The following is an 18,606-nucleotide window of genomic DNA, read 5'->3' on the forward strand; positions in this document are numbered from 1 at the left end:
AGCCATATGGGAGGCGAAAAGCATGTATATGGTGACCGCCGAAGAAATGCGGCAATTGGATCGGTACACAATTGACAGGCTGGGTATCCCGGCCCTTACGTTGATGGAAAATGCCGGGTGCGCGGTAGCTGACGAGGTATTGAAGCTACGTGCCGAGAGAAGTGGGAAGAGCAATGGCGGCTTCTCAGTAGGCACTTCTGATTTAACACGTGGGATTGAGCGTGCTGAAGTGTTAGGGCCGCAGTGGGCAGAAGAGGTTACACACACAGGGCCGGGGGATATACCGGGACATGGCGGTGTTATACGGACAGAGTCGTGGAGTCAAGGACGACATGACTTACGGGAACGAGAACACTGGTATATCCTCGTAGGTAAAGGCAACAACGGTGGTGACGGACTGGTAGTAGCCCGCCATCTAACGGATGCAGGGCTGCGCGTCACCGTTGTGTACGTCGAGCCGCCAGAAACGCTACGTGGTGAAGCGGCTGCGCAGCGCGACATCATCGCGGCTCTGGGTATCCCGGTGATCCTCTATGGCCGGGATACCCTCGATCTGCGCGGCGCCTCCGGCATCGTCGATGCCCTGCTGGGCACGGGCACGCAAGGCCCGCCGCGCGAACCCTACGCCTCGCTGATCCGCGAGGCCAATGCCAGCGGCGTGCCGCTCGTGTCGGTAGACGTGCCTAGCGGCCTCGACGCCGACACAGGTGCGCTGCACGAGCCGTGCATTCGTGCGCGCGTCACCGTATGCCTCGCCTACTTGAAGCGTGGGCTCGTCCAATATCCGGGCGCCGGGACTGCAGGCGATGTGGTGGTACGCTACATCGGTATTCCACCCGGCCTTGCCCGTGAGTGTGGCGTGCAGCTGCGGCTCTTGACCCGTGACACGCTGCGCGCTGCACTGGATGTGGATGTAAGCCGCAGCCGCGTGCCGGACGGGCACAAGGGCACCTACGGCCATGTTCTCGTCGCGGCCGGAAGCCTGCGCATGAGCGGCGCGGGCTTGCTGGCCGCACGTGCAGCCCTGCGCATCGGCAGCGGCCTTGTCACGTGGGCGGTGCCCGAGGCGTTGTTGCCGCGCGTCATTGGCGCCGCGCCGGAACTGATGCTCGCTGCCGCAGCAGCAGGCGGAGACGGCGAATGGAATGCCGACTCCGCAGACGAGCTGCTACAGCTCGCGCAGGCACGTGATGTGCTGGCCGTCGGCCCCGGTCTCGGCCGCTTTGCAGGGGACACCGGCTGGCTGCGCCGCCTGTGGGAAGAATACGGCGGTCCGCTCGTGCTTGATGCGGACGCCTTGAACATCCTCGCCTCGGCGGGGCCTGAGCTGGAGGCTTGGAAGCCGAGAAGTGCGGCGGTCGTACTAACGCCGCACCCCGGTGAAATGGCTCGTCTGCTGGGCATACCGACAGCAGAGGTGCAGCGTGACCGCATCACCCATGCCCGGGAGTACGCCCGAACACGTGGGGTCACGCTGGTGCTCAAAGGAGCGCGTACCGTCATCGCTTGTCCTGACGGAACAGCCTACGTCAATACCACAGGCCATGCTGGGATGGCGACAGGCGGTGCGGGCGATGTGCTGACAGGCATCATCGCAGGTTTGCTGGCCCAGGGTCTGAATGCTGCGCAGGCAGCAGCCTTTGGCGTGTATCTGCATGGTGCGGCTGGAGAAACAGCCGCACGTCATCGCCAGCATCCTGCCTCTGTGATAGCTGGCGACATTATTGAAGCCCTATAGGCCATAGCAGCAGTGGCAGGAGGAAGGCCAGCATGATCTGTAATCCATATTCACGGTTCAGCCAGTACCTTCCTCCATAATACAGCAGTGTAATCCCTGCACCTGCTATGCCGTTGCTCCATGAAATGCCCGTTCCGGCAGGCGACATCAAAGAACCTAGCAGGAGAAAGACGCTGAATCCTGCAGCGAGGTATAGGGTGAGTTGCTCGGGCTTACGAAGCCAGGGTAAAAGATCGCGTAGCGCATCAGCGGCAAGAGCGGCAGGAAGGGCAAAACCATAGGCCCACAGCTGCGCGGTCAGTTCACCACTATTGCCTGCTATAGTCAGAGGAATTCCTGTTATTTCCTCTGTCAGATAGCAGTAGACCCATAAGAGACCAAAAACCAATCCTCCACAGGCCAGTTTATTCAGCGCATAACAACCAAGCTCCATCCGCCAAGGCATTTTGGAATTAAATTCATTCCAAGGCTGTCTCATGTTGCGACTCCTCCTCTTATCACACTCGGTATTCATAACCAATCAAGGAATTTATTTTCAATTACAATCCGCTTACCGTTTACGACACTTCAGTTTACGTTAACTGTGTATCATGTTCCTAAGCAAAATAAAGATTGCGGATAGCCGCGGTACGGAAAGGCGGGGATTGCATGATACAGGCGGTTATTTTTAATCTCGAAAGTACATTGTTAGACCCCGGAGGACGAGGCTTAACCCAGGGAATGCGTGACATTTTCAGATGGAAAGGTATACAGGTAACTGAAGAACAGGTATCTCATGGGCGAGGAATGCCGATCCGGGATCATATTGCGAATGTGCTGGGACTTTCAGAGGTTCGGAAAAAATGGCTGGAGTGCTTTGGTGCGCATCCTGGCAGAGCGGATATTGAGCATATTTATCTTGAGCTTGTCCCTGTTCTCCGCTCCTTGATCCAAGGGGCTGAGCCTGCTATCGGTATAGACAGGGCGCTGCAGGAGTTGCAGGATCGTCGCATTCAGTCAGGCGCCACTGCATCCTGTCCGATGGAAATGCTCAGTCACAAGTTTACGCCTGCACAGTCACCCTATACGTTGGATTGTATGGTAGCCCCTTGTGAAGTTTCGCAGGGGAGGCCTTATCCGTGGATGATCTATGAAATTGCACATCGCTTGCAGGTATTCCCGCTTAGCGATATTGTGAAAGTAGGAGATACAGCAGCCGATATGCAAGAGGGACGGAACGCCGGTGTATGGACGATTGGTGTATTGAACCATAACGAAAGCGTGACGACCGCAGCTCAAACGACCAGCCATGAAGCGGACGACAGAGTGGCTGAGGAACGGCGCAGACAGAGTGTATATGGCTTGAAAAGGGCAGGAGCCCACATCGTGATGAACTCGGTCGCTGACTTGCCGCGTATTTTGCGTGAAATCGAAATGCTCCAGCATACGGGAGGCTATCCTTCTTATACGAAACAGGTGAAAACAGCCGCGCTACCTCCATCATAAGAACAGGTATGAGTCTGGAGTGCTTGAATACACACTTCTAGGTTATATGTATGCACCTACTCGGATAAAGGTGAACTCTGCTTGGCTTTCAAAACATAAAAATGGAGCACTCGCTACGTTTGCGAATGCTCCATTTTAGTTTACTCCTTTTTGTCTGTTGAACTGAAGAATTTATGCGATCTGAATAACTTGAACACCCCAGGCTAATCCTGCGCCGAAGCCAGCCAGGACGACAATATCACCAGCTTGAATTCGCTGCTGTTCCATAGCTTCCGCGAGCGCAATGGGAATAGAAGCAGCTGACGTATTTCCGTATTTTTCGATATTTATAAAGAACTTATCCAGTGGAATTTTCAACTTAACTGCCGCATGTTCAATGATTCGGATATTGGCCTGATGCGGAATGATCAAAGCAATATCATCTATGCTTAATCTTAATTCCTCCATAACTTTAGTCAGCATAGATTCCAGAATGCGCACCCCAAACTTGAAAACCTCTCGTCCATGCATTGTAATAGGCCCTGTGACGGGGGAGATCAGCATGTCTGCTCCACGTTCTTCCGAGCCAAGCAAGGAAAAAGACGAGAAAGCACCGGGATGAGATTGAAGGACAACAGCACCTGCTCCATCTCCAAATAAAACGGCGGTATTACGGTCCTGCCAATCTACGATTTTGGAGAACTTGTCTGCTCCAATCACCAGGACGTTGTGGTATGCACCCGCCTTCATCATGTCACTGCTGATCGAGAGGGCATATACAAAACCGGAGCAGGCTGCCGATAAGTCGAATGCAGGTGCGCGGCTTCCTAGCTTTTGCTTGACCAACATGGCCGTGGAAGGGAAAGCATAGTCAGGGGTGGACGTTGCCACTACAATAAGATCCACATCTTCCGATGATAATTGAGCACGGTGTAAAGCATGAGTTGCAGCCAGGACGGCAAGATCAGAGGTTTCTGCGGATGCTTCTGCGATATAGCGCTGACGGATACCTGTTCGCTGAGTGATCCATTCATCGGATGTATCCAGAGATGCGGCTAATTCCAAATTGGTGAATAGTGATGCCGGTACATAGAATCCTGCACCCGTAATAGTAATGCCGTTGGGCTTGAGAGCTGATTGCATGAACGTTTCCCTCCAATAAAATAATCACACAAAAGACCGTAAAGACCAAAAAAACCAAAAAACGATATGGATAAAAATATAACACAAGCCAATTAAAAAGGAAATATGTAAAAGAGCAGCCCGCTGTGTGAGAATCAATAATCATTATGAGGCTTGCTTATATGGGTATTCAGTGCTAATATTTAGACACAAAAAACCCAAAAACGAATTCATAGAGAATTACACAGGGAGGTTACAACGCTATCGTGTCACTTACTAAACGCCGACTGCAATTTTTGCATACATTAGTGGAACTGTACCAAAAAACAAAACTACCTATTCATTATGAGGCCTTGGCTAAATCATTAGGGGTTAGTAAGTGGACGGCCTATGACATGCTGAAAGAAATTGAAAAGCTCGGGTTTATTACGCGCAGCTATGAGGTGAATACCAAGGTAACCGGACGTTCACAGGTTGTATTTGTACCTACAGATAAAGCTTCGGATTTGTTCAACCAGTCCCGGAATGAATTAGTGGATCTGGTGGATTGGAAAAAAACCGTCGAGAATATCTCGGGACTGCTCAAGGATTTGAACAATACAGGTCCCAATGAGGCGGTCCGAAAAATTTGGGCTGAAATTCCTGAAGCCAGTGTCAGAATCAATTTTTGCGCCTATATTATAGGGCTGCTTTTGATGTACTTGAAGAAGCTGGGAGGTAAAAGAGGTCCCTGGATTCAGCGGATTGTCCTTACAGCGCCAAGCAAGGAAATGGGCATGACCATGTTTGTTGGCACTGTGTTGGGTATGGCCTTACAAACGATGAACGATGAACTAGGCCTTGAAATTACGGAGCTGGTTTCCCGTTTTCTGCAATCCATTTCGGATCTTTCTGACGAGGAAAAAGGGTTGCTTTCCGATTTTCTAAGCGAGGCTTTTCATTTTTGAATATAACAGGAATGAGTCATTTGTGAGGAGAGGAAGCTGGCCTCCTTACGTTTAGTTTTTGGGTCTTTTGTGTGTTTGGACGCATGCAGTAAATACATGTAAAGGGGTTGCGTATATGCCGAAGGTAGGATTGGTTTTGGGTGGGGGAGCAGTCAGAGGACTTGCTCATTTGGGGGTACTGAGAGCGTTCGAAAGACACGGGATTCAGGTCGATTGTATCATCGGTACGAGTATGGGCGGCATTGTTGGCGGACTTTATGCGGCGGGTGTTCCTACGGATGCTCTATTGGATTGTATTAAAAAGACACCTAAATACCGCCTGTTGGATATCAGCATACGCCATCGTGGTTTAATTGGCGGTAACAGCATGAATACGGTGGTGAATGAGCTACTGCAGCAGTATGGACAGCATACGCAGAAGATTGAGGATCTTCTTATCCGTTTTGAAGCTGTTTCTGTCGATTTACTGGAAGGCAAGCAATTCATTTTTGAACAAGGTGATTTGGTGACAGCACTGCGGGCTACGATGGCGTTTCCTGGCTTATTCGCTCCTGTGATGCATGAAGGCAAGATGCTGGTCGACGGAGGGGTATTAAACAATTTGCCTGTAGAAGAGATGAGTCGGGAAGCAGATTGTTTAGTAATTGCTGTTGATGTGGCACGGGGACATGAAAAGAAGCCGCCGCGAAATATGGTGGAAGTTGTATACCGCTCTTACAGCTTGATGACCGCCGAACGAAAGCATAATAGTCTCCGGCTAGCAGACGTTGTTATTCGCCCTGAAGTCGGACATATTGCGGCGTTTGATTTTACAAAATGGCCTGAATGCGTCGAGGCTGGCGAGGAAGCGGCTGAATGCATCATGGATGAACTGAAGCCGCAAATAGCCAATCATGGGCAATCAGCACAGATGCATGTTTAGTATGTAAAGAAAAGAAGTGCCTCTTAGTCGACACGCATGCATAGATCATCTGCCACTGATCCGCTCCAGACACATCTTGTATTCATCTGTTGAAAACGCAAATGACCCGTAAAAGAAACGCTTTTTCAAAGGTTCATCTTACGAGTCACAATTCATCATGCATGGGTAATCCCTTTTTTACTATTCAGCGTTTTTCACCCGGAACTGGTCAGCATGTCGCTGCAGATTGTTTGATAGTGTGGTCAGATTGCGGGCTACTTCGGATAGTTCTTTTACCGTTAGGGCCTGCTTCTGAGCGCTTGCTGATACATCTTCTGTCATTCCGGCAGTCTGCTGTGCCGCGCTGGCTGTGTGATTTAAATGTTGATCTACGCTGTGACGTACCTCTTGCATCTCTGCCGTCAATTGAGCCAGATGTGCAGCTAACTCCTGAACTTCCTGTGAAACCTGGGTGACTTTGTCAACAGACTGTAGACATACCGAAATTTGTACTTCTTGTTCATTGACGGTCTTTATGTTTTCATCAAATTGATCACCCATTTGCTCAATTTGCTCAACAAAGCTTCTTAAGATTTCATCGATTTCACGAATCGATATGGCGGATTGCTGGGCAAGTTGTCCCATTTCATGAGCGACCACAGAAAAACCCTTGCCAGCTTCGCCTGCACGTGAGGCTTCAATAGATGCATTAAAGGACAAAATCTGCGTCTGCTTTACGATGCCCTGTATCTGCTGACCGATGTTAGCCGCCTCGCGGGATTTTTCGGTTAACGCGTGTGACATGCGCTGCATCTGCTTGATACGCAAGGCGCTTTCTCGTCCTTTCTCTAATAACAGTTCATGCTCACTAGCTACCTGATTACGAACCTCATTGAGATGATGGGCCGTATCCGTAAATTGTTGCACATGGCTTCCGACTTCATCCAGCGTTTGTCCTAATCGATCAGATTGTTGAACCGATTCCACCGCTTGATCCGCTTGGTTAATAGAGACATCGGCAATTTGCTGGAGTGTACGGGACAGTTCCTCAGTCTGGTGGAGTGTTCCTTCCGTTGTCACGACGATATTCTCCGATGCGTGCTGGAGTGTGCTTGAACTGCTTTGAATATCCACAATCATATTCGACATGGCTTCCACCATTTTGTTCGTCAATTTGCTGATTTCGCCTAACTGATCATATGTTACTTGCGACGATGTAACCGTAAGGTTGCCGTCGGCTACTTGCTCCAGTGTATTTTTAATAAATCTCACCTGACGCAGTATCCGTCGGGTTACCAGCATCATAGCCGCAATTGAGATGATCAGAATGATGGAGATAACAGGGATAACTAATCGGTAGGCCTCGGGCAAGGTATGTTCGTATACTTCAGTCACAGAGGACAGGGATCTGTCGATTCCCAAATATCCAATGATGGTTCCATCGGTATCCTTAATGGGAGTAAAGGAGGAAAACATCGTCCCCCACTCAGGGTCCGTTGTAATATCTGTAGTTACCGTTTCCCCTTGTTTTAATTTCTCTTCCGTTTCTTTAAGGGTAAAACTTACAGGAGTTCCGAATGGACTGTAGTCTTTGTCGTCCCATGCGGCTCCATCCACTGTAATTTTCCACTCATTTCCAACCCGGTTGTACATATAGATGTACAGGATTCCAGTTTGCAACCTGAGCGTATTTAACTCGTTCCGAAGCTGCTTATACTCGCTGCTTTGCTCAGATGAATTAGTGTTTAAGCTCTTGACTGCGGACTTGTCCAGTAACTGGGCCGTGTTCTTTGCCAGCGTTTCATTGTTTAGCTGCATGGTTGATAGAGAAGCATTTTGGATAGATTGATTGGTCGTCCACAGAACAATGACGCCAATCACTATTAAAGGAATGAGCAAGATGAAGTAGAGTTTGGATTGTAATCCCATTCTTTTTTTAACACTGCTTTTCATAATATGCTCCTTACTATATTTTTTTCACCTTCATATATATCGTGTACAAATAGGAAAATATGAATAGTAATTCAGATGTTTCATGATTTTTTTTGCGTATTTGCGTAAATTCTCATGAAAAAAGCCTTAGCCCGGTAAGTACCGAGTTAAGGCTGTATCTTATGACTTACAAATCGTCAAATCCGTTGTCATCTCCGACCTTGCCATAATTGCGTGATTTTGCTTCAAAAAAGTCCGTTTTTGTCGCATTCAGCGCTTCGTCTGAGAATGGTTTAATCCAAGGCATACAGTTTACATCTACGCCTTCGTATGCTTTGTCCATACCAAGCAATCTCAGGCGCATATTTGCCATGTATTTGATATAATCGCTCAGCTCGTTCAAGTCGATGCCGCGAACCTCTTTGAGCGTATAATGCGCCCAATTCGTTTCCAGCTCCACAGCGCGGTTAATCATACGATAGACATAGTCCGTATTTTCCTTGGTGTTCAGCTCAGGGAAATCGGACAATAGCTGCTTGAACACTTCGGCAAAGAAGTAGCAATGCTGATTTTCATCACGCTGAATATACGAGATCATTTGGCTGGTTGCCATCATTTTCTGATCACGGGCCAAATTGTAGAAGAAAGCAAATGTGCTGTAAAAGAAAATGCCCTCCAAAATCAAATCGGCTACCATCGCTTGGAAAAAGGTTTGCGGGTTCTGCTCATCGCGGAACTCCTGGTAAATATCCGAGATGAATGTGTTACGCTCCAGCAGGACAGGATCGTTTTTCCAGTATTCAAAAATTTCCTTCTGTTCCTGATCTGACACCAAAGAAGACAGAACGTAGGAGTAGGACTGGTTATGCACCACTTCCTGCTGCCCGATAATCGCCGAAATAGCTTCCAGCGAGGAATCGGTAAAATAGCGTTTTACATCCCCGACAAACATCGTTTGCATGGAATCCAGCACAGCCAGCAGGCCGATGTTAATTTTGAAGGTGCGCTGTTCTTCGGCATCCAGCACAGGGAACTGGGACGCGTCCTTGGACATCGGAATTTCATCTGGAATCCAGTGGTTCAGCAGCAGTACTTTATACAGTTTGTACATATGCGGCATCCGAATATCGTTCCAATTCAAAATACCGGAGCTTTCGCCTTCAATAATACGGGTAGAGCGATTTGGCGCTTCCGTGTTAAAAATCTTCTGTAACTGCATGAGAGCTTCTCTCCTTTAGTTTAGGATGCGCAGCTATCACATTCTTCAATCGTCAGTGCGCGGCTGCGTACATAATAGGTCGATTTCATACCTGATTTCCAGGCATGGATGTGCAGCTCTAAAAATTCAGTTGCTTTAATATCAGGCCGTACATACAGGTTAAAGCTTTGGCCTTGGTCAATATGACGCTGACGTGCAGAAGCCATGTTGATCGAAGCGTGTTGATCCAGCAAGAAAGCTGTCTTGTAGTACCAGATGGTTTTCTCGTTCAAGTCCGGTGCTGGGTTAGCGATCTTGTAAGTTGTTTTCTCTTCATAGGAAAGCAACTCATACAATGGATCAATGCTGGCGGTAGAGCCTGCGATGATAGACGTGGAACCGTTAGGCGCGATGGCGAACAGCCATGCGTTGCGGACACCATTTTGTTTGACTTCTTCTGCAAGCCCGCTCCACTCGGACGTAGTGACAAATTTGCCTTCACGTGTACCGTCCGTATAGCCACGGGAAGTGAAATAGTGCCCGCTAGACCAGTCAGAACCCTCGAATTTCGCATAACGGCCTTTTTCTTTCGCTAGCTCCATGCTGGATTTGACTGCCAGGTAGTTAATCTTTTCATACAAATGATCGTTATAGGTTACCGCTTCATCGGATTCCCAACGGATACCTTCCAGTGCGAGTAGATGATGCAGTCCAAATGTACCCAGACCGACAGCGCGATATTGGCTGTTCGTATATTGTGCTTGCAGCACTTCAATGTTGTTGATATCAATAACATTATCCAGCATACGTACCTGAATCGGTACGAGGCGATCCAGCACACCTGCCGGAACCGCACGAGCCAGATGGATGGAGTTCAGGTTGCAAACAACAAAGTCGCCAGGAATTTTGGAAATAACAATGCGTGTTTGTCCGTCCTTGGTGACCAGTTCTTCTTTTTCCACTACAGTTGCAGATTGGTTTTGCATAATTTCCGTACACAGGTTGGAGGAATATACCATACCATGGGCGCGGTTCGGGTTGGCCCGGTTTACCGTATCACGATAGAACATGTACGGTGTACCTGTTTCCAGTTGTGATTTCATCAGGCGCTTCATGATGTCGATGGCAGGCACTGTAATACGAGAGAGAATGGGATGCTGTGACGCCTCCTCATACTTTTCGCGGAAGGTACCTGAACCGAAGGTTTCATCATAAAAATCTTCCAGGCCCAGTGGACGACCCTTGTCATCTTTCCAGCCCATCACCTTCTTCACTTCATGCGGACAGAACAGATTCCATTCGCCCCGTGCTTCGACCCGCTCCATGAACAGATCGGGTAGACATACGCCGTGGAACACGTCATGTGCACGCATCCGCTCGTCACCGTTGTTCAGCTTCAGGTCAAGGAACGCGAGGATATCCTTATGGAATACGTCCAGATATACGGCAATTGCACCTTTGCGAGTACCCAATTGGTCTACGCTAACAGCTGTATTGTTCAACTGGCGAATCCACGGAATAACGCCGGAACTTGTATTTTTATGTCCACGGATATCGGACCCGCGCGCCCGTACTTTACCGAGGTACACGCCGATGCCGCCGCCCATTTTGCTAAGACGGGCTACATCCGTATTGGAGTCGAAAATACCTTCCAGGGAGTCGTCTACGGTGTCGATAAAGCAGCTGGAGAGCTGTCCGGCCACCTTTTTTCCGGCATTGGACATGGTTGGTGTAGCTGCCGTCATGTACATGTTGCTCATCGCCCAGTATGCTTCCTTGACCAGCTCCATACGCTTGTCGGCAGGCTCTTGGTGCATCAGGTACATCGCAATGATCATGTAGCGTTCTTGCGGCAGTTCCATTACGCGTCCATCAAAATCATTGGCCAAATAGCGCTCAGACAGCGTTAATAGCCCGATATAATCGAACAGCAGGTCATTTTTCGGCAATATGGAATCGCCCAGCTCATCAATCTGCTCCTTGGTATAGTAGTCGAGCAGTTCTTGACGGTAAATTCCTTTTTGGACCAAATCGGTAATCAGCGGATAAAAAGCGCCGTAAGGCTCGTCCGCATAGGATTTGTAACGTCGGTGAGTAGCAGCTTTTTTATACAAGGAAGTGAGCAAAGCACGTGCAGCGGCAAATTTCCAGTCCGGTTCTTCCTTACTAACCAATTCAAGGGCAGCCATCGCAAACGCGTTGCTGATGTCATCCCCCGTGACTTCGTCCCGGCGCAGCTTGCTAGTTACACCGCGAATGAGACGATCTTTATCCAGCTTGTCCAGCCCGCTGAGTACACGGTCGGCATATACGGAAATGCGTATTTCATCAAAAGCCAACTGGCGATTGTTTGGTTTGGTTACGAGTTGTGGCATAGGATTAATTCCTCGCTTTCCTGATTTGGAATCATACTTGGGAATAGCATGAAAATGATCATGATGAGAAGATAATGGCGAAAAAAGCGATGGTCAGACAGCATTTGGGGGCTGTATGTAATCCAATAACATAGAAATAGCGATGCACCTGCCAATGAAGGGGGAAAAGATGGTTCCCGTACGATTTATCGGCTACATCACTATATTTAGACGTGTTATGAATATTTAACCCAACATATTGTGTGTATAAACTTAAAATTTCAAATAAGTGCAAGGAGTATTATAGCAACATTCGAAGCCATACGTAAAGGAAAAGGAATGGAAAATCAAAATATGCAGAGAAGTCGCGGGCTGTATTTGAATTGAGGCAGTTTGAACGGTACAATGAATGATAAAGATGTTTCCTACAGAAACAAGCAGCATACATATGAACTTTTTTTGTGAAATAAGGTTGCTCGTTCTATCGGACTGAGGTTTTAGATTTTTAAAGAAGTGACGATTTTAAATTAAAAGGAGGAACTTGGCGATGGCTATTGCAGAAGTGACAGTGATCCCGATTGGAACGGGGAGTACAAGCCTGAGCGACTACGTTGCCCAGATGCAAAAAGTGTTGAAGACGCAAAAAGGAATTACCTATGAGCTTACCTCCATGAGTACGATTATTGAAGGTTCGTTGGACGATGTGTTCACCGCTATTGCTGCGCTGCACGAAGCGCCATTCCTGTCTGGAGCTAAGCGTGTTTCCACCTCGGTCAAAATTGATGATCGCCGTGACAAGCCTTCCTCCAGCCACCAAAAGCTCCGTTCCGTCGCAGAGAAACTATCGGGCACCGCGACAGGAAATGTTACCGAACTAAATCCAAATCCTAGTTGAAAAAGTTGATGTAAGTGATTGATTTTTATGTAACTAAGAGTATAATAGTTTTTGTTGTCAGTTACACTGACCTGCTGGTGTAGCTCAGGGGTAGAGCAACGCACTCGTAATGCGTAGGCCGGGGGTTCAATTCCCTTCACCAGCATTCTATGAAACTCAAGCACAGCGCGGCTTCCAAGCTTTTTGGAGGTCGCGCTTTTTTGTTGGAGCGAGCATTCTTCTAACATTCTTCTAACCTTTAGTCTAGTAAAGTAGGTTCTTCAGTGCTAATGCTCTCTCCTGTTATTGAATCGCCAATGTTTTTTAACACCGCTTCTTGGAGATTCGGAAGGACATGTGAATAGGTATCCAGAGTTACATTGATAGACGAATGTCCAAGTCGTTCTTGAACAATCTTTGGATGGATACCAGCTTTGAGAAGTAGTGTTGCATGAGTGTGTCGCAAATCGTGGAAACGAATCCGAGGGAAATCGGGATGTTCCTTTACAATTCTGTCCAAAATACGATAGTAATGTCTCATTAGATTGCGGGGTCCAAGAGGCGTTCCCACACTCGTTTGAATTACTAAACCTGAATCATTATATAGCTTATTTCTGGATTGCTCATGCTCTTGCTTTCTAAAGTGACTTTCCAAAAATTTAGCGGTATTAGCAAACAATGCGATGGAGCGAACGCTGCTATCATTTTTAGTATCATCAAGATCATGTCCTATTTCAGAAATGGTATATGCTTGTCGAACCGAAGCTGTTTTCCTCTGTAAATCTACCTCTGATCGGGGTAGTGCAAGTATCTCACTTTGACGCATGCCAGTAGAGGCAGCGAGCTCGAAGGCCATAAAGTATTGATCTTCAGATGCAGCATCTAGGAAGATTTTTAATTGATGTTCATTCCAGACCTCGAATTTTTTCTTTTTTCCCTGAGGCAGGGCAACAGAAGAAGCCACATTTTGAGTTATAATCCCCCAAGTCACTGCTCGATTCAATGCATCTAAAATTAAAACATGGGCTTTCTTTATTGACCCAACAGACAATTTGGGTAACAGAGTTCTATGGTATAGATCATGAAAATGTTGTGGTTTTAATTTTGTCATTTGTATTTTTCCTAGATTAGGGACAATATGAGTGTTAACGAGCCATTCATATGATTTCCATGTACCATGCTTTACTGATGTCTTCTTATCGCGCAACCAAGTCTCCATAATCTCGCCGAATGTTTTCTTTGTGGGCTCTACAAAGGTTCCCTTTTGAAAATCGGTTAGAATCCCAGGCAGTGCCTTCTCAGCATCTTTTTTTCGATCATACCCTGATAACCACTTCTGTTTCCTCTTGTTGGTCACTTCGTCTTTATCCAAGTCGATCACTATATAATACTTCTTGCCTTTTTTAGCTATATGTCCTCTCATGATGAACCTCCTAACTGAAATAGGGAATGTATGTTCTATTTTTGTTCCAAAAGAAAAGCCCGAAAAGGGCTTTAGGTTATATTGTACCGAAATTCCATACGTATGGAAATTTTCACTTCGCTCCTATTATACCGAACGTAGTCATATCATTATTCTTAATCTTAATTCTATACTTCACTCTGTTTCTAACAGTGGCCCCTTCAAAATCTTGAAGGTCTGCATTATTGTCTAAAAGGCCTGTATCTCTGATGACATCTTCTGCATCATCATAACTGTAATCACTGTTTGTTGTCATTACTAAAGCAACAATAGCAATCATTAAATTTCCACCAGTTTTCTCTTGGAAACCTCCAGAACCTATTAACATAACTTCATGTATTTTATGTGTTGAATCAATTGTACCTGTCATACTTAAATTATCATTGAATTTATATTGGAACATATTAGAATCTTCTTTTAGTTCGGATATGTGTAAGTAATCTAATTTATATTTTTTAGCAACGGCATTGAATGCTTCTGTAAAATCTCCTACTGTCATATCGAATACATATGTGTTTGAACCAGCTTCAGAAGCAGCTCTAACATCTGTATTATTTTGACTTTGCGTGTCCCCCTCTGTGCCACACCCTGCGAGAACTACTGTTGCCATAATAATTGTTAATAGAATTCTTTTCACTTTAATCTTCCTTTTATCGACCCATCGGTTGGGAAACTTGCTCATTTTATCTTGTCAAAACTTATTATCGAATTTTAGGTTTAATCATGCAATACTTTGTAGGTTTTTACATGCTGTTCTATCATGAAATTAAAAACAACAGGAGTAGCCAGCATGATAGTAACGTGCGTAAAAATTCATGATCGTGACGGGAGTGACTCGGATTTTGTCGAAATTTCGCTATACGATGTGAATTATATTGATCTGTGGCAGCCAACTAGGAGTAAGGAGTACTGTCCTGCCTATCATACCTCAACGGGCTCTTACATAGGTTTGAGGACACTGAAGGACATTTCGAAGGCATATGCTAAGTACGGCTTTAAATCATATGATCGCTCAACCGTCGTAAACGAGAATCTAATTAAACGAACTGAAACGGACAATCATGGCAGTAAAGTATTCTTCGATGATGGTAGTTTTGTACGAATAAGAACAAAACTATAGGCTTGTCAATCCCCCTTAAACATGGTTTAACTCCCCTTAATTTAGCCCAATTGGTTCTACATTTCGACAGACTTCGAACATCCAACCATGTTAAAGTTAATTCTGTAAATAGCTGTATGACATAATATCCTATAATTCGACAATTAGTGGCTTTATATGAACCTGTAGGGGAAGATCAATGTGAATAGTTCGCTATATCGCGAACTATTACCTGGTCGGAGTGACGTAGTGTCACTCGGTGCTGCTGAATTCGACACGCTCATAAAGATCGTCAATGTGGCAGCCAATTGCCGCTGCAATGGTCATAGCGGTTGTCAGGGACATCAGCCGCCTATTATTGGCATACTCGGAGATTTGAGACTTGGTAATCCCAGTCACTTCGCTCAACCACTGTTGATCTTTTCGTATTTCACGCAATCTTTGCTTCAGCAGGCAACGACCAGGTTTTATGGTCATGATCTTGCCTCGCAGAGTTATTTTTGGTTAGATGGTTGTCATTATCTAATCGATTAGTTAGTTAAAAAAAGGACAAAAAAATTAGATACGGAAGTGGCATCTATGAACGAAATCAAACTAATGAAATTGAAGGAAAAACTAAATTTTAAAGAAGAAGATTTGGCTGTTCTGTTGCCAAAAATAGAATCAATCTTCATCGGAGAAGATGATTTTAGCCGCTCGCTTGAGCTTTTTCTGGACTTCAGGGTCAGTAAGGTCAAGTCCTAAATCATTCTCTAGTTCATAGAAAAAATTCATCTTTTTCTGTAGATCGGCTTGCTCATTATCAGGTGATGAAATTGGTTCATAATTAATTTCAATGGTCCCATTATCATTGATTTCAAAAACAGCATTGTTAGATTCGAATGATTTAATATTGGGGAAATATTCAAACATCAAACGACTAATAATCGAAGTGGCTTTTTCGGGATGATTGGGCAACATCGTGATATCCAAATCCAGATCCAGATCATATTTAGGCTCAATTTTAGATATAAAAGCTTTTACGTTTTCATAACACTGCAGGTTAAACTGGGTTGTTTTTCGGAAATCGAGCAATAAATTAGCAATCATTGTAATTAGCAAGGAAAGATCAGAATACTCTTTCAATTTAGTGAATTCTTTGTCACCTTCAATTGAAATAAAGTCGCCGTACTGTTTCTTTGTCTTTAATACTTCAAATGCTAGGGCATCCAAATAGAAAAGTTTTTTCAGTTCCTTTTTCAGTTCTTCAGGAGCCTTTTCATAGTATGCAGCTTGTATTAATGTCTCTTCGTTTCCCTTGGTTACTTTAGCCAATACTCTTGTCACCTCTTCAGAAGCAGGTGGCTTATTTCCGTTTTTCAACTTGCTGATATATGACTTTGTTATATTGACTCCTAAGTGTTTGGCTCGTAATACAATTTCCCCAAGGCTAAGGCCGCTATCTTCAATATATTTAGAAAGCAACTCGTGATACCTCATTTATTCAACTCCTATCTGAATTCAATCATAGTTTATCGTTGACTAAAAATTCAACGAGCATGAGAACTATATTCAAAATACCGTTGACTTTTTAGTGACTGTTAGTTTACTATATAGTCAATGTTAAGAGTTGACCAAAAAGTGATCGGATCACTTTTTGGTAAATGGAGGTGATTTTAGTGTTTTACAAAGATCTTTTGAAAAGAGGAATGCAAGAAAAAGGGCTCAGCTTACGTCAAACTACGGATTTAATAGAAAAAACATTTAACCTACAGATAGACGCTTCTTATTTGTCAAAACTTCGTTCAGGAGATAAGCCACCTGCCAGCGATAAAGTGAATGATGCTCTTGCAGTTGTCTTGGGGATTGAACCTGTCGAATTAAAAGTAGCGGCTTATAGTGAAAAAATTCCTCCAGAAGTTTTGGAGCATCTGAATAGAACGAAAGAGGTGGGTTAATTGAACCGAGCCACTGGTGAGATCATCACGGTTCCTGAAATGGCAAGACGGATGAAAATTCGAAAGCAGGCCGCTTATGACATGGTGGAGGAACCAGGCTTTCCTGTATATAACATCGGCGGTGCTCGCGGCAAACGAGTTCTCTGGCCGGAACCTTTGGAATGGCTAAGAGAGAACAAATCAGGATCCATATGAATAGAAGAAACCCGCCAGGCTGTACCGGCACCAGCGGGTTGAGGGGATATGGGGGAAGAACTTACAACTTAATACTACATCAGCCCTCTGTCCGCATTAAATATCAAAATCGGACAAAGGAGAGAATTTGAACGTGTCAATCGGACAATTCGGACCAGCGTTACAAGACCTTTTAAAAAAGAAAGGTGAGACGCGTAACGCTGCTGGGCGTGTGGCTCACGTTGATGCTTCGTTGATCGGGAAGATTGCGAATGGTTCCCGTAAACCCTCTAAAGAATTGATGCGTAGCACTACCGAACATTACGACGACGGTCAACTCTTCATTGCAGCAGCCGGGGAAGTTACAGGCGGTGCCTTTGCTCCCTGGTTAGACAATGTAGACCTACATAGGGCAAGTGTACTGTTCAAGACGGTAGAGGAAATGCGGGAGGTTCTCGTTTTATCTGCTGAGGTTCCAATTAGTAAAACTGCTGACCAGCTCACAGAATCCGAACGCCAAAATATGAAGCGTCTGCTAATGGAGACGGTTGAAGCTATTACGGCCCTTACCCACTTTGCGGCGGTGCTATGTAAGGAATATTCCTTTAGTTGGCTTACGACATGGAAAGAACATCGCGCTGACTTGAAGGCTAAAAAATATATGAAATGAGGTTTGTATATGAACAGAAGTTTGTTGGTTGCTGAAGCTGTTCAGGCTGGCAAGAACTCGAAACATAACTTGCGCCTAATTCAAAGTAATCCGGATGTAATGATTCCTGGAAAGCTGGGTAACGCAGTGGAATATTTAAATCGCATGATTCGGTTCGCGGAGGCAGAAAAGAAAAATGCCCGCCTGGCAGGGCGGACACTCGGTAAGAGATCTCGTGTAAAGTCTCTTGTGCTGCTTATTTTAGCGCGGATGGAAGCAGAAAGCAAGGGTGAGCGCGTATGACGCAGCAAATGGCAGAAAAAATCATTCGGAATTACGCTACATCCGCCCGAGCGCTGCGCGAAAATACAGCCGCGCTAACTGCTTCTCTTTCTTCGGGATTGCCCGAACCGGAGCAACTGAACCGGATATGGGCCGAACGCGATGCGGTTTATATGCAATGGTCCAATGCAGCGGCAAGCCTTAGGGAGCTACCTTCGGAATATTCTGCACGATTGCTATGTGAGATTGAGCAGTTGCCAGCAATTTAGGACTAGCTGGCAACGGGCAGGCCATGTCGGCCTTGTCTTCGGCCACCGGACGGTAACATAACCTTACTCCCGTTCGAGGGCCGAAGATGCGGCTGACGCATCACAAAGTAGCGACACGATGGTACGTGTACACGCGATGGTGAGAATATCAGGCGGAAAACGACGGAGCGCGCCTGACTGCTGGTTCGAATCCAGTCTGCTTGA

Annotated in this window: 20 protein-coding genes and 1 tRNA gene; 12 read left to right on the forward strand and 9 right to left on the reverse strand. The window is 46.0% G+C overall.

What is annotated here, in order from left to right; all coding sequences use genetic code 11:
• Window positions 1-22 precede the first annotated feature (22 nt).
• Window positions 23-1,738 carry an NAD(P)H-hydrate dehydratase gene (locus ACM1ND_RS02215; RefSeq protein WP_418026985.1) on the forward strand — a complete coding sequence of 572 codons (1,716 nt, stop codon included), beginning with the start codon at window positions 23-25 and terminating at the stop codon, window positions 1,736-1,738.
• Here ACM1ND_RS02215 and ACM1ND_RS02220 read toward each other — a convergent pair.
• Window positions 1,722-2,216 (reverse strand): hypothetical protein, encoded by a 495-nt coding sequence (locus ACM1ND_RS02220; protein ID WP_023986747.1) that lies wholly within the window; start codon window positions 2,214-2,216, stop codon window positions 1,722-1,724. The two genes, ACM1ND_RS02215 and ACM1ND_RS02220, sit on opposite strands and share 17 nt — an antisense overlap.
• Window positions 2,217-2,386: 170 nt before the next feature.
• Here ACM1ND_RS02220 and ACM1ND_RS02225 point away from each other — a divergent pair, with 170 nt between their 5' ends.
• The gene (locus tag ACM1ND_RS02225) at window positions 2,387-3,223 is read left to right on the forward strand and encodes an HAD hydrolase-like protein (RefSeq protein WP_053324508.1); all 837 of its coding nucleotides are present in this window, start codon (window positions 2,387-2,389) and stop codon (window positions 3,221-3,223) included.
• Between the two features lie 171 nt (window positions 3,224-3,394).
• On the opposite strand, the gene ACM1ND_RS02230 is transcribed toward ACM1ND_RS02225, so the two are convergent.
• Window positions 3,395-4,345: a beta-ketoacyl-ACP synthase III gene (locus ACM1ND_RS02230; RefSeq protein WP_025723691.1), complete on the reverse strand. Its 951-nt coding sequence runs from the start codon at window positions 4,343-4,345 to the stop codon at window positions 3,395-3,397.
• 245 nt (window positions 4,346-4,590) lie between these two features.
• On the opposite strand from ACM1ND_RS02230, the gene ACM1ND_RS02235 reads away from it, so the two are divergent.
• Entirely contained in the window at window positions 4,591-5,271 is a 681-nt protein-coding gene (locus tag ACM1ND_RS02235; protein WP_025723692.1) for a DNA-binding protein, read from the forward strand.
• A 115-nt stretch (window positions 5,272-5,386) separates the two neighbouring features.
• Window positions 5,387-6,193 (forward strand): patatin-like phospholipase family protein, encoded by an 807-nt coding sequence (locus ACM1ND_RS02240; protein WP_053324509.1) that lies wholly within the window; start codon window positions 5,387-5,389, stop codon window positions 6,191-6,193.
• 180 nt (window positions 6,194-6,373) lie between these two features.
• On the opposite strand, the gene ACM1ND_RS02245 is transcribed toward ACM1ND_RS02240, so the two are convergent.
• The 3 genes from ACM1ND_RS02245 to ACM1ND_RS02255 all read right to left on the reverse strand — a co-directional run bounded on the left by ACM1ND_RS02245 (window position 6,374) and on the right by ACM1ND_RS02255 (window position 11,677).
• Entirely contained in the window at window positions 6,374-8,125 is a 1,752-nt protein-coding gene (locus ACM1ND_RS02245; RefSeq protein WP_053324510.1) for a methyl-accepting chemotaxis protein, read from the reverse strand.
• A 166-nt stretch (window positions 8,126-8,291) separates the two neighbouring features.
• Window positions 8,292-9,323 carry a ribonucleotide-diphosphate reductase subunit beta gene (locus tag ACM1ND_RS02250; protein WP_023986750.1) on the reverse strand — a complete coding sequence of 344 codons (1,032 nt, stop codon included), beginning with the start codon at window positions 9,321-9,323 and terminating at the stop codon, window positions 8,292-8,294.
• Window positions 9,324-9,343: 20 nt separating this feature from the next.
• A complete protein-coding gene (locus ACM1ND_RS02255; RefSeq protein ID WP_076159083.1) occupies window positions 9,344-11,677 on the reverse strand; it encodes a ribonucleoside-diphosphate reductase subunit alpha in 2,334 nt (777 codons plus the stop codon).
• 526 nt (window positions 11,678-12,203) lie between these two features.
• Between ACM1ND_RS02255 and ACM1ND_RS02260 the strand changes: the two genes are divergently transcribed.
• Together ACM1ND_RS02260 and ACM1ND_RS02265 are read left to right on the forward strand one after the other, a co-directional pair.
• Window positions 12,204-12,551 carry an MTH1187 family thiamine-binding protein gene (locus ACM1ND_RS02260; RefSeq protein ID WP_013308518.1) on the forward strand — a complete coding sequence of 116 codons (348 nt, stop codon included), beginning with the start codon at window positions 12,204-12,206 and terminating at the stop codon, window positions 12,549-12,551.
• Window positions 12,552-12,624: 73 nt separating this feature from the next.
• Window positions 12,625-12,696, forward strand: a tRNA-Thr gene (locus ACM1ND_RS02265).
• 93 nt (window positions 12,697-12,789) lie between these two features.
• On the opposite strand, the gene ACM1ND_RS02270 is transcribed toward ACM1ND_RS02265, so the two are convergent.
• Window positions 12,790-13,953 carry a site-specific integrase gene (locus ACM1ND_RS02270; RefSeq protein ID WP_076317388.1) on the reverse strand — a complete coding sequence of 388 codons (1,164 nt, stop codon included), beginning with the start codon at window positions 13,951-13,953 and terminating at the stop codon, window positions 12,790-12,792.
• A gap of 112 nt (window positions 13,954-14,065) precedes the next feature.
• A complete protein-coding gene (locus ACM1ND_RS02275; protein ID WP_418026986.1) occupies window positions 14,066-14,629 on the reverse strand; it encodes a hypothetical protein in 564 nt (187 codons plus the stop codon).
• A gap of 153 nt (window positions 14,630-14,782) precedes the next feature.
• On the opposite strand from ACM1ND_RS02275, the gene ACM1ND_RS02280 reads away from it, so the two are divergent.
• Window positions 14,783-15,112 carry a LytTR family transcriptional regulator DNA-binding domain-containing protein gene (locus ACM1ND_RS02280; protein ID WP_418026987.1) on the forward strand — a complete coding sequence of 110 codons (330 nt, stop codon included), beginning with the start codon at window positions 14,783-14,785 and terminating at the stop codon, window positions 15,110-15,112.
• A gap of 231 nt (window positions 15,113-15,343) precedes the next feature.
• Here the strand turns inward: ACM1ND_RS02280 and ACM1ND_RS02285 are convergent, their stop codons facing one another.
• Both ACM1ND_RS02285 and ACM1ND_RS02290 read right to left on the reverse strand, forming a co-directional pair.
• Window positions 15,344-15,568, reverse strand: coding sequence for a helix-turn-helix transcriptional regulator (locus ACM1ND_RS02285; RefSeq protein ID WP_418026988.1), 225 nt, complete (start codon window positions 15,566-15,568; stop codon window positions 15,344-15,346).
• Window positions 15,569-15,754: 186 nt separating this feature from the next.
• Window positions 15,755-16,570, reverse strand: a complete 816-nt coding sequence (locus ACM1ND_RS02290) for a hypothetical protein (RefSeq protein ID WP_418026989.1) — start codon at window positions 16,568-16,570, stop codon at window positions 15,755-15,757.
• Window positions 16,571-16,749: 179 nt separating this feature from the next.
• On the opposite strand from ACM1ND_RS02290, the gene ACM1ND_RS02295 reads away from it, so the two are divergent.
• From ACM1ND_RS02295 to ACM1ND_RS02315, 5 genes are all read left to right on the forward strand, one after another.
• A complete protein-coding gene (locus ACM1ND_RS02295) occupies window positions 16,750-17,028 on the forward strand; it encodes a helix-turn-helix domain-containing protein (RefSeq protein ID WP_076159062.1) in 279 nt (92 codons plus the stop codon).
• On the forward strand, window positions 17,029-17,223 hold the full coding sequence (locus ACM1ND_RS02300; RefSeq protein ID WP_418026990.1) for a DNA-binding protein: 195 nt from the start codon (window positions 17,029-17,031) through the stop codon (window positions 17,221-17,223).
• A gap of 133 nt (window positions 17,224-17,356) precedes the next feature.
• Window positions 17,357-17,872, forward strand: coding sequence for a transcriptional regulator (locus tag ACM1ND_RS02305; protein WP_076159054.1), 516 nt, complete (start codon window positions 17,357-17,359; stop codon window positions 17,870-17,872).
• Between the two features lie 9 nt (window positions 17,873-17,881).
• Window positions 17,882-18,154: a hypothetical protein gene (locus ACM1ND_RS02310; protein WP_123796696.1), complete on the forward strand. Its 273-nt coding sequence runs from the start codon at window positions 17,882-17,884 to the stop codon at window positions 18,152-18,154.
• Complete coding sequence (locus tag ACM1ND_RS02315; RefSeq protein ID WP_414126466.1) at window positions 18,151-18,402, forward strand: hypothetical protein; 252 nt, start codon at window positions 18,151-18,153, stop codon at window positions 18,400-18,402. The genes ACM1ND_RS02310 and ACM1ND_RS02315 overlap by 4 nt, the downstream gene beginning before the upstream one ends.
• Window positions 18,403-18,606: the final 204 nt, after the last annotated feature.

Source organism: Paenibacillus sp. JJ1722 (assembly GCF_048282685.1).
GTDB classification, from domain to species: domain Bacteria; phylum Bacillota; class Bacilli; order Paenibacillales; family Paenibacillaceae; genus Paenibacillus; species Paenibacillus polymyxa_B.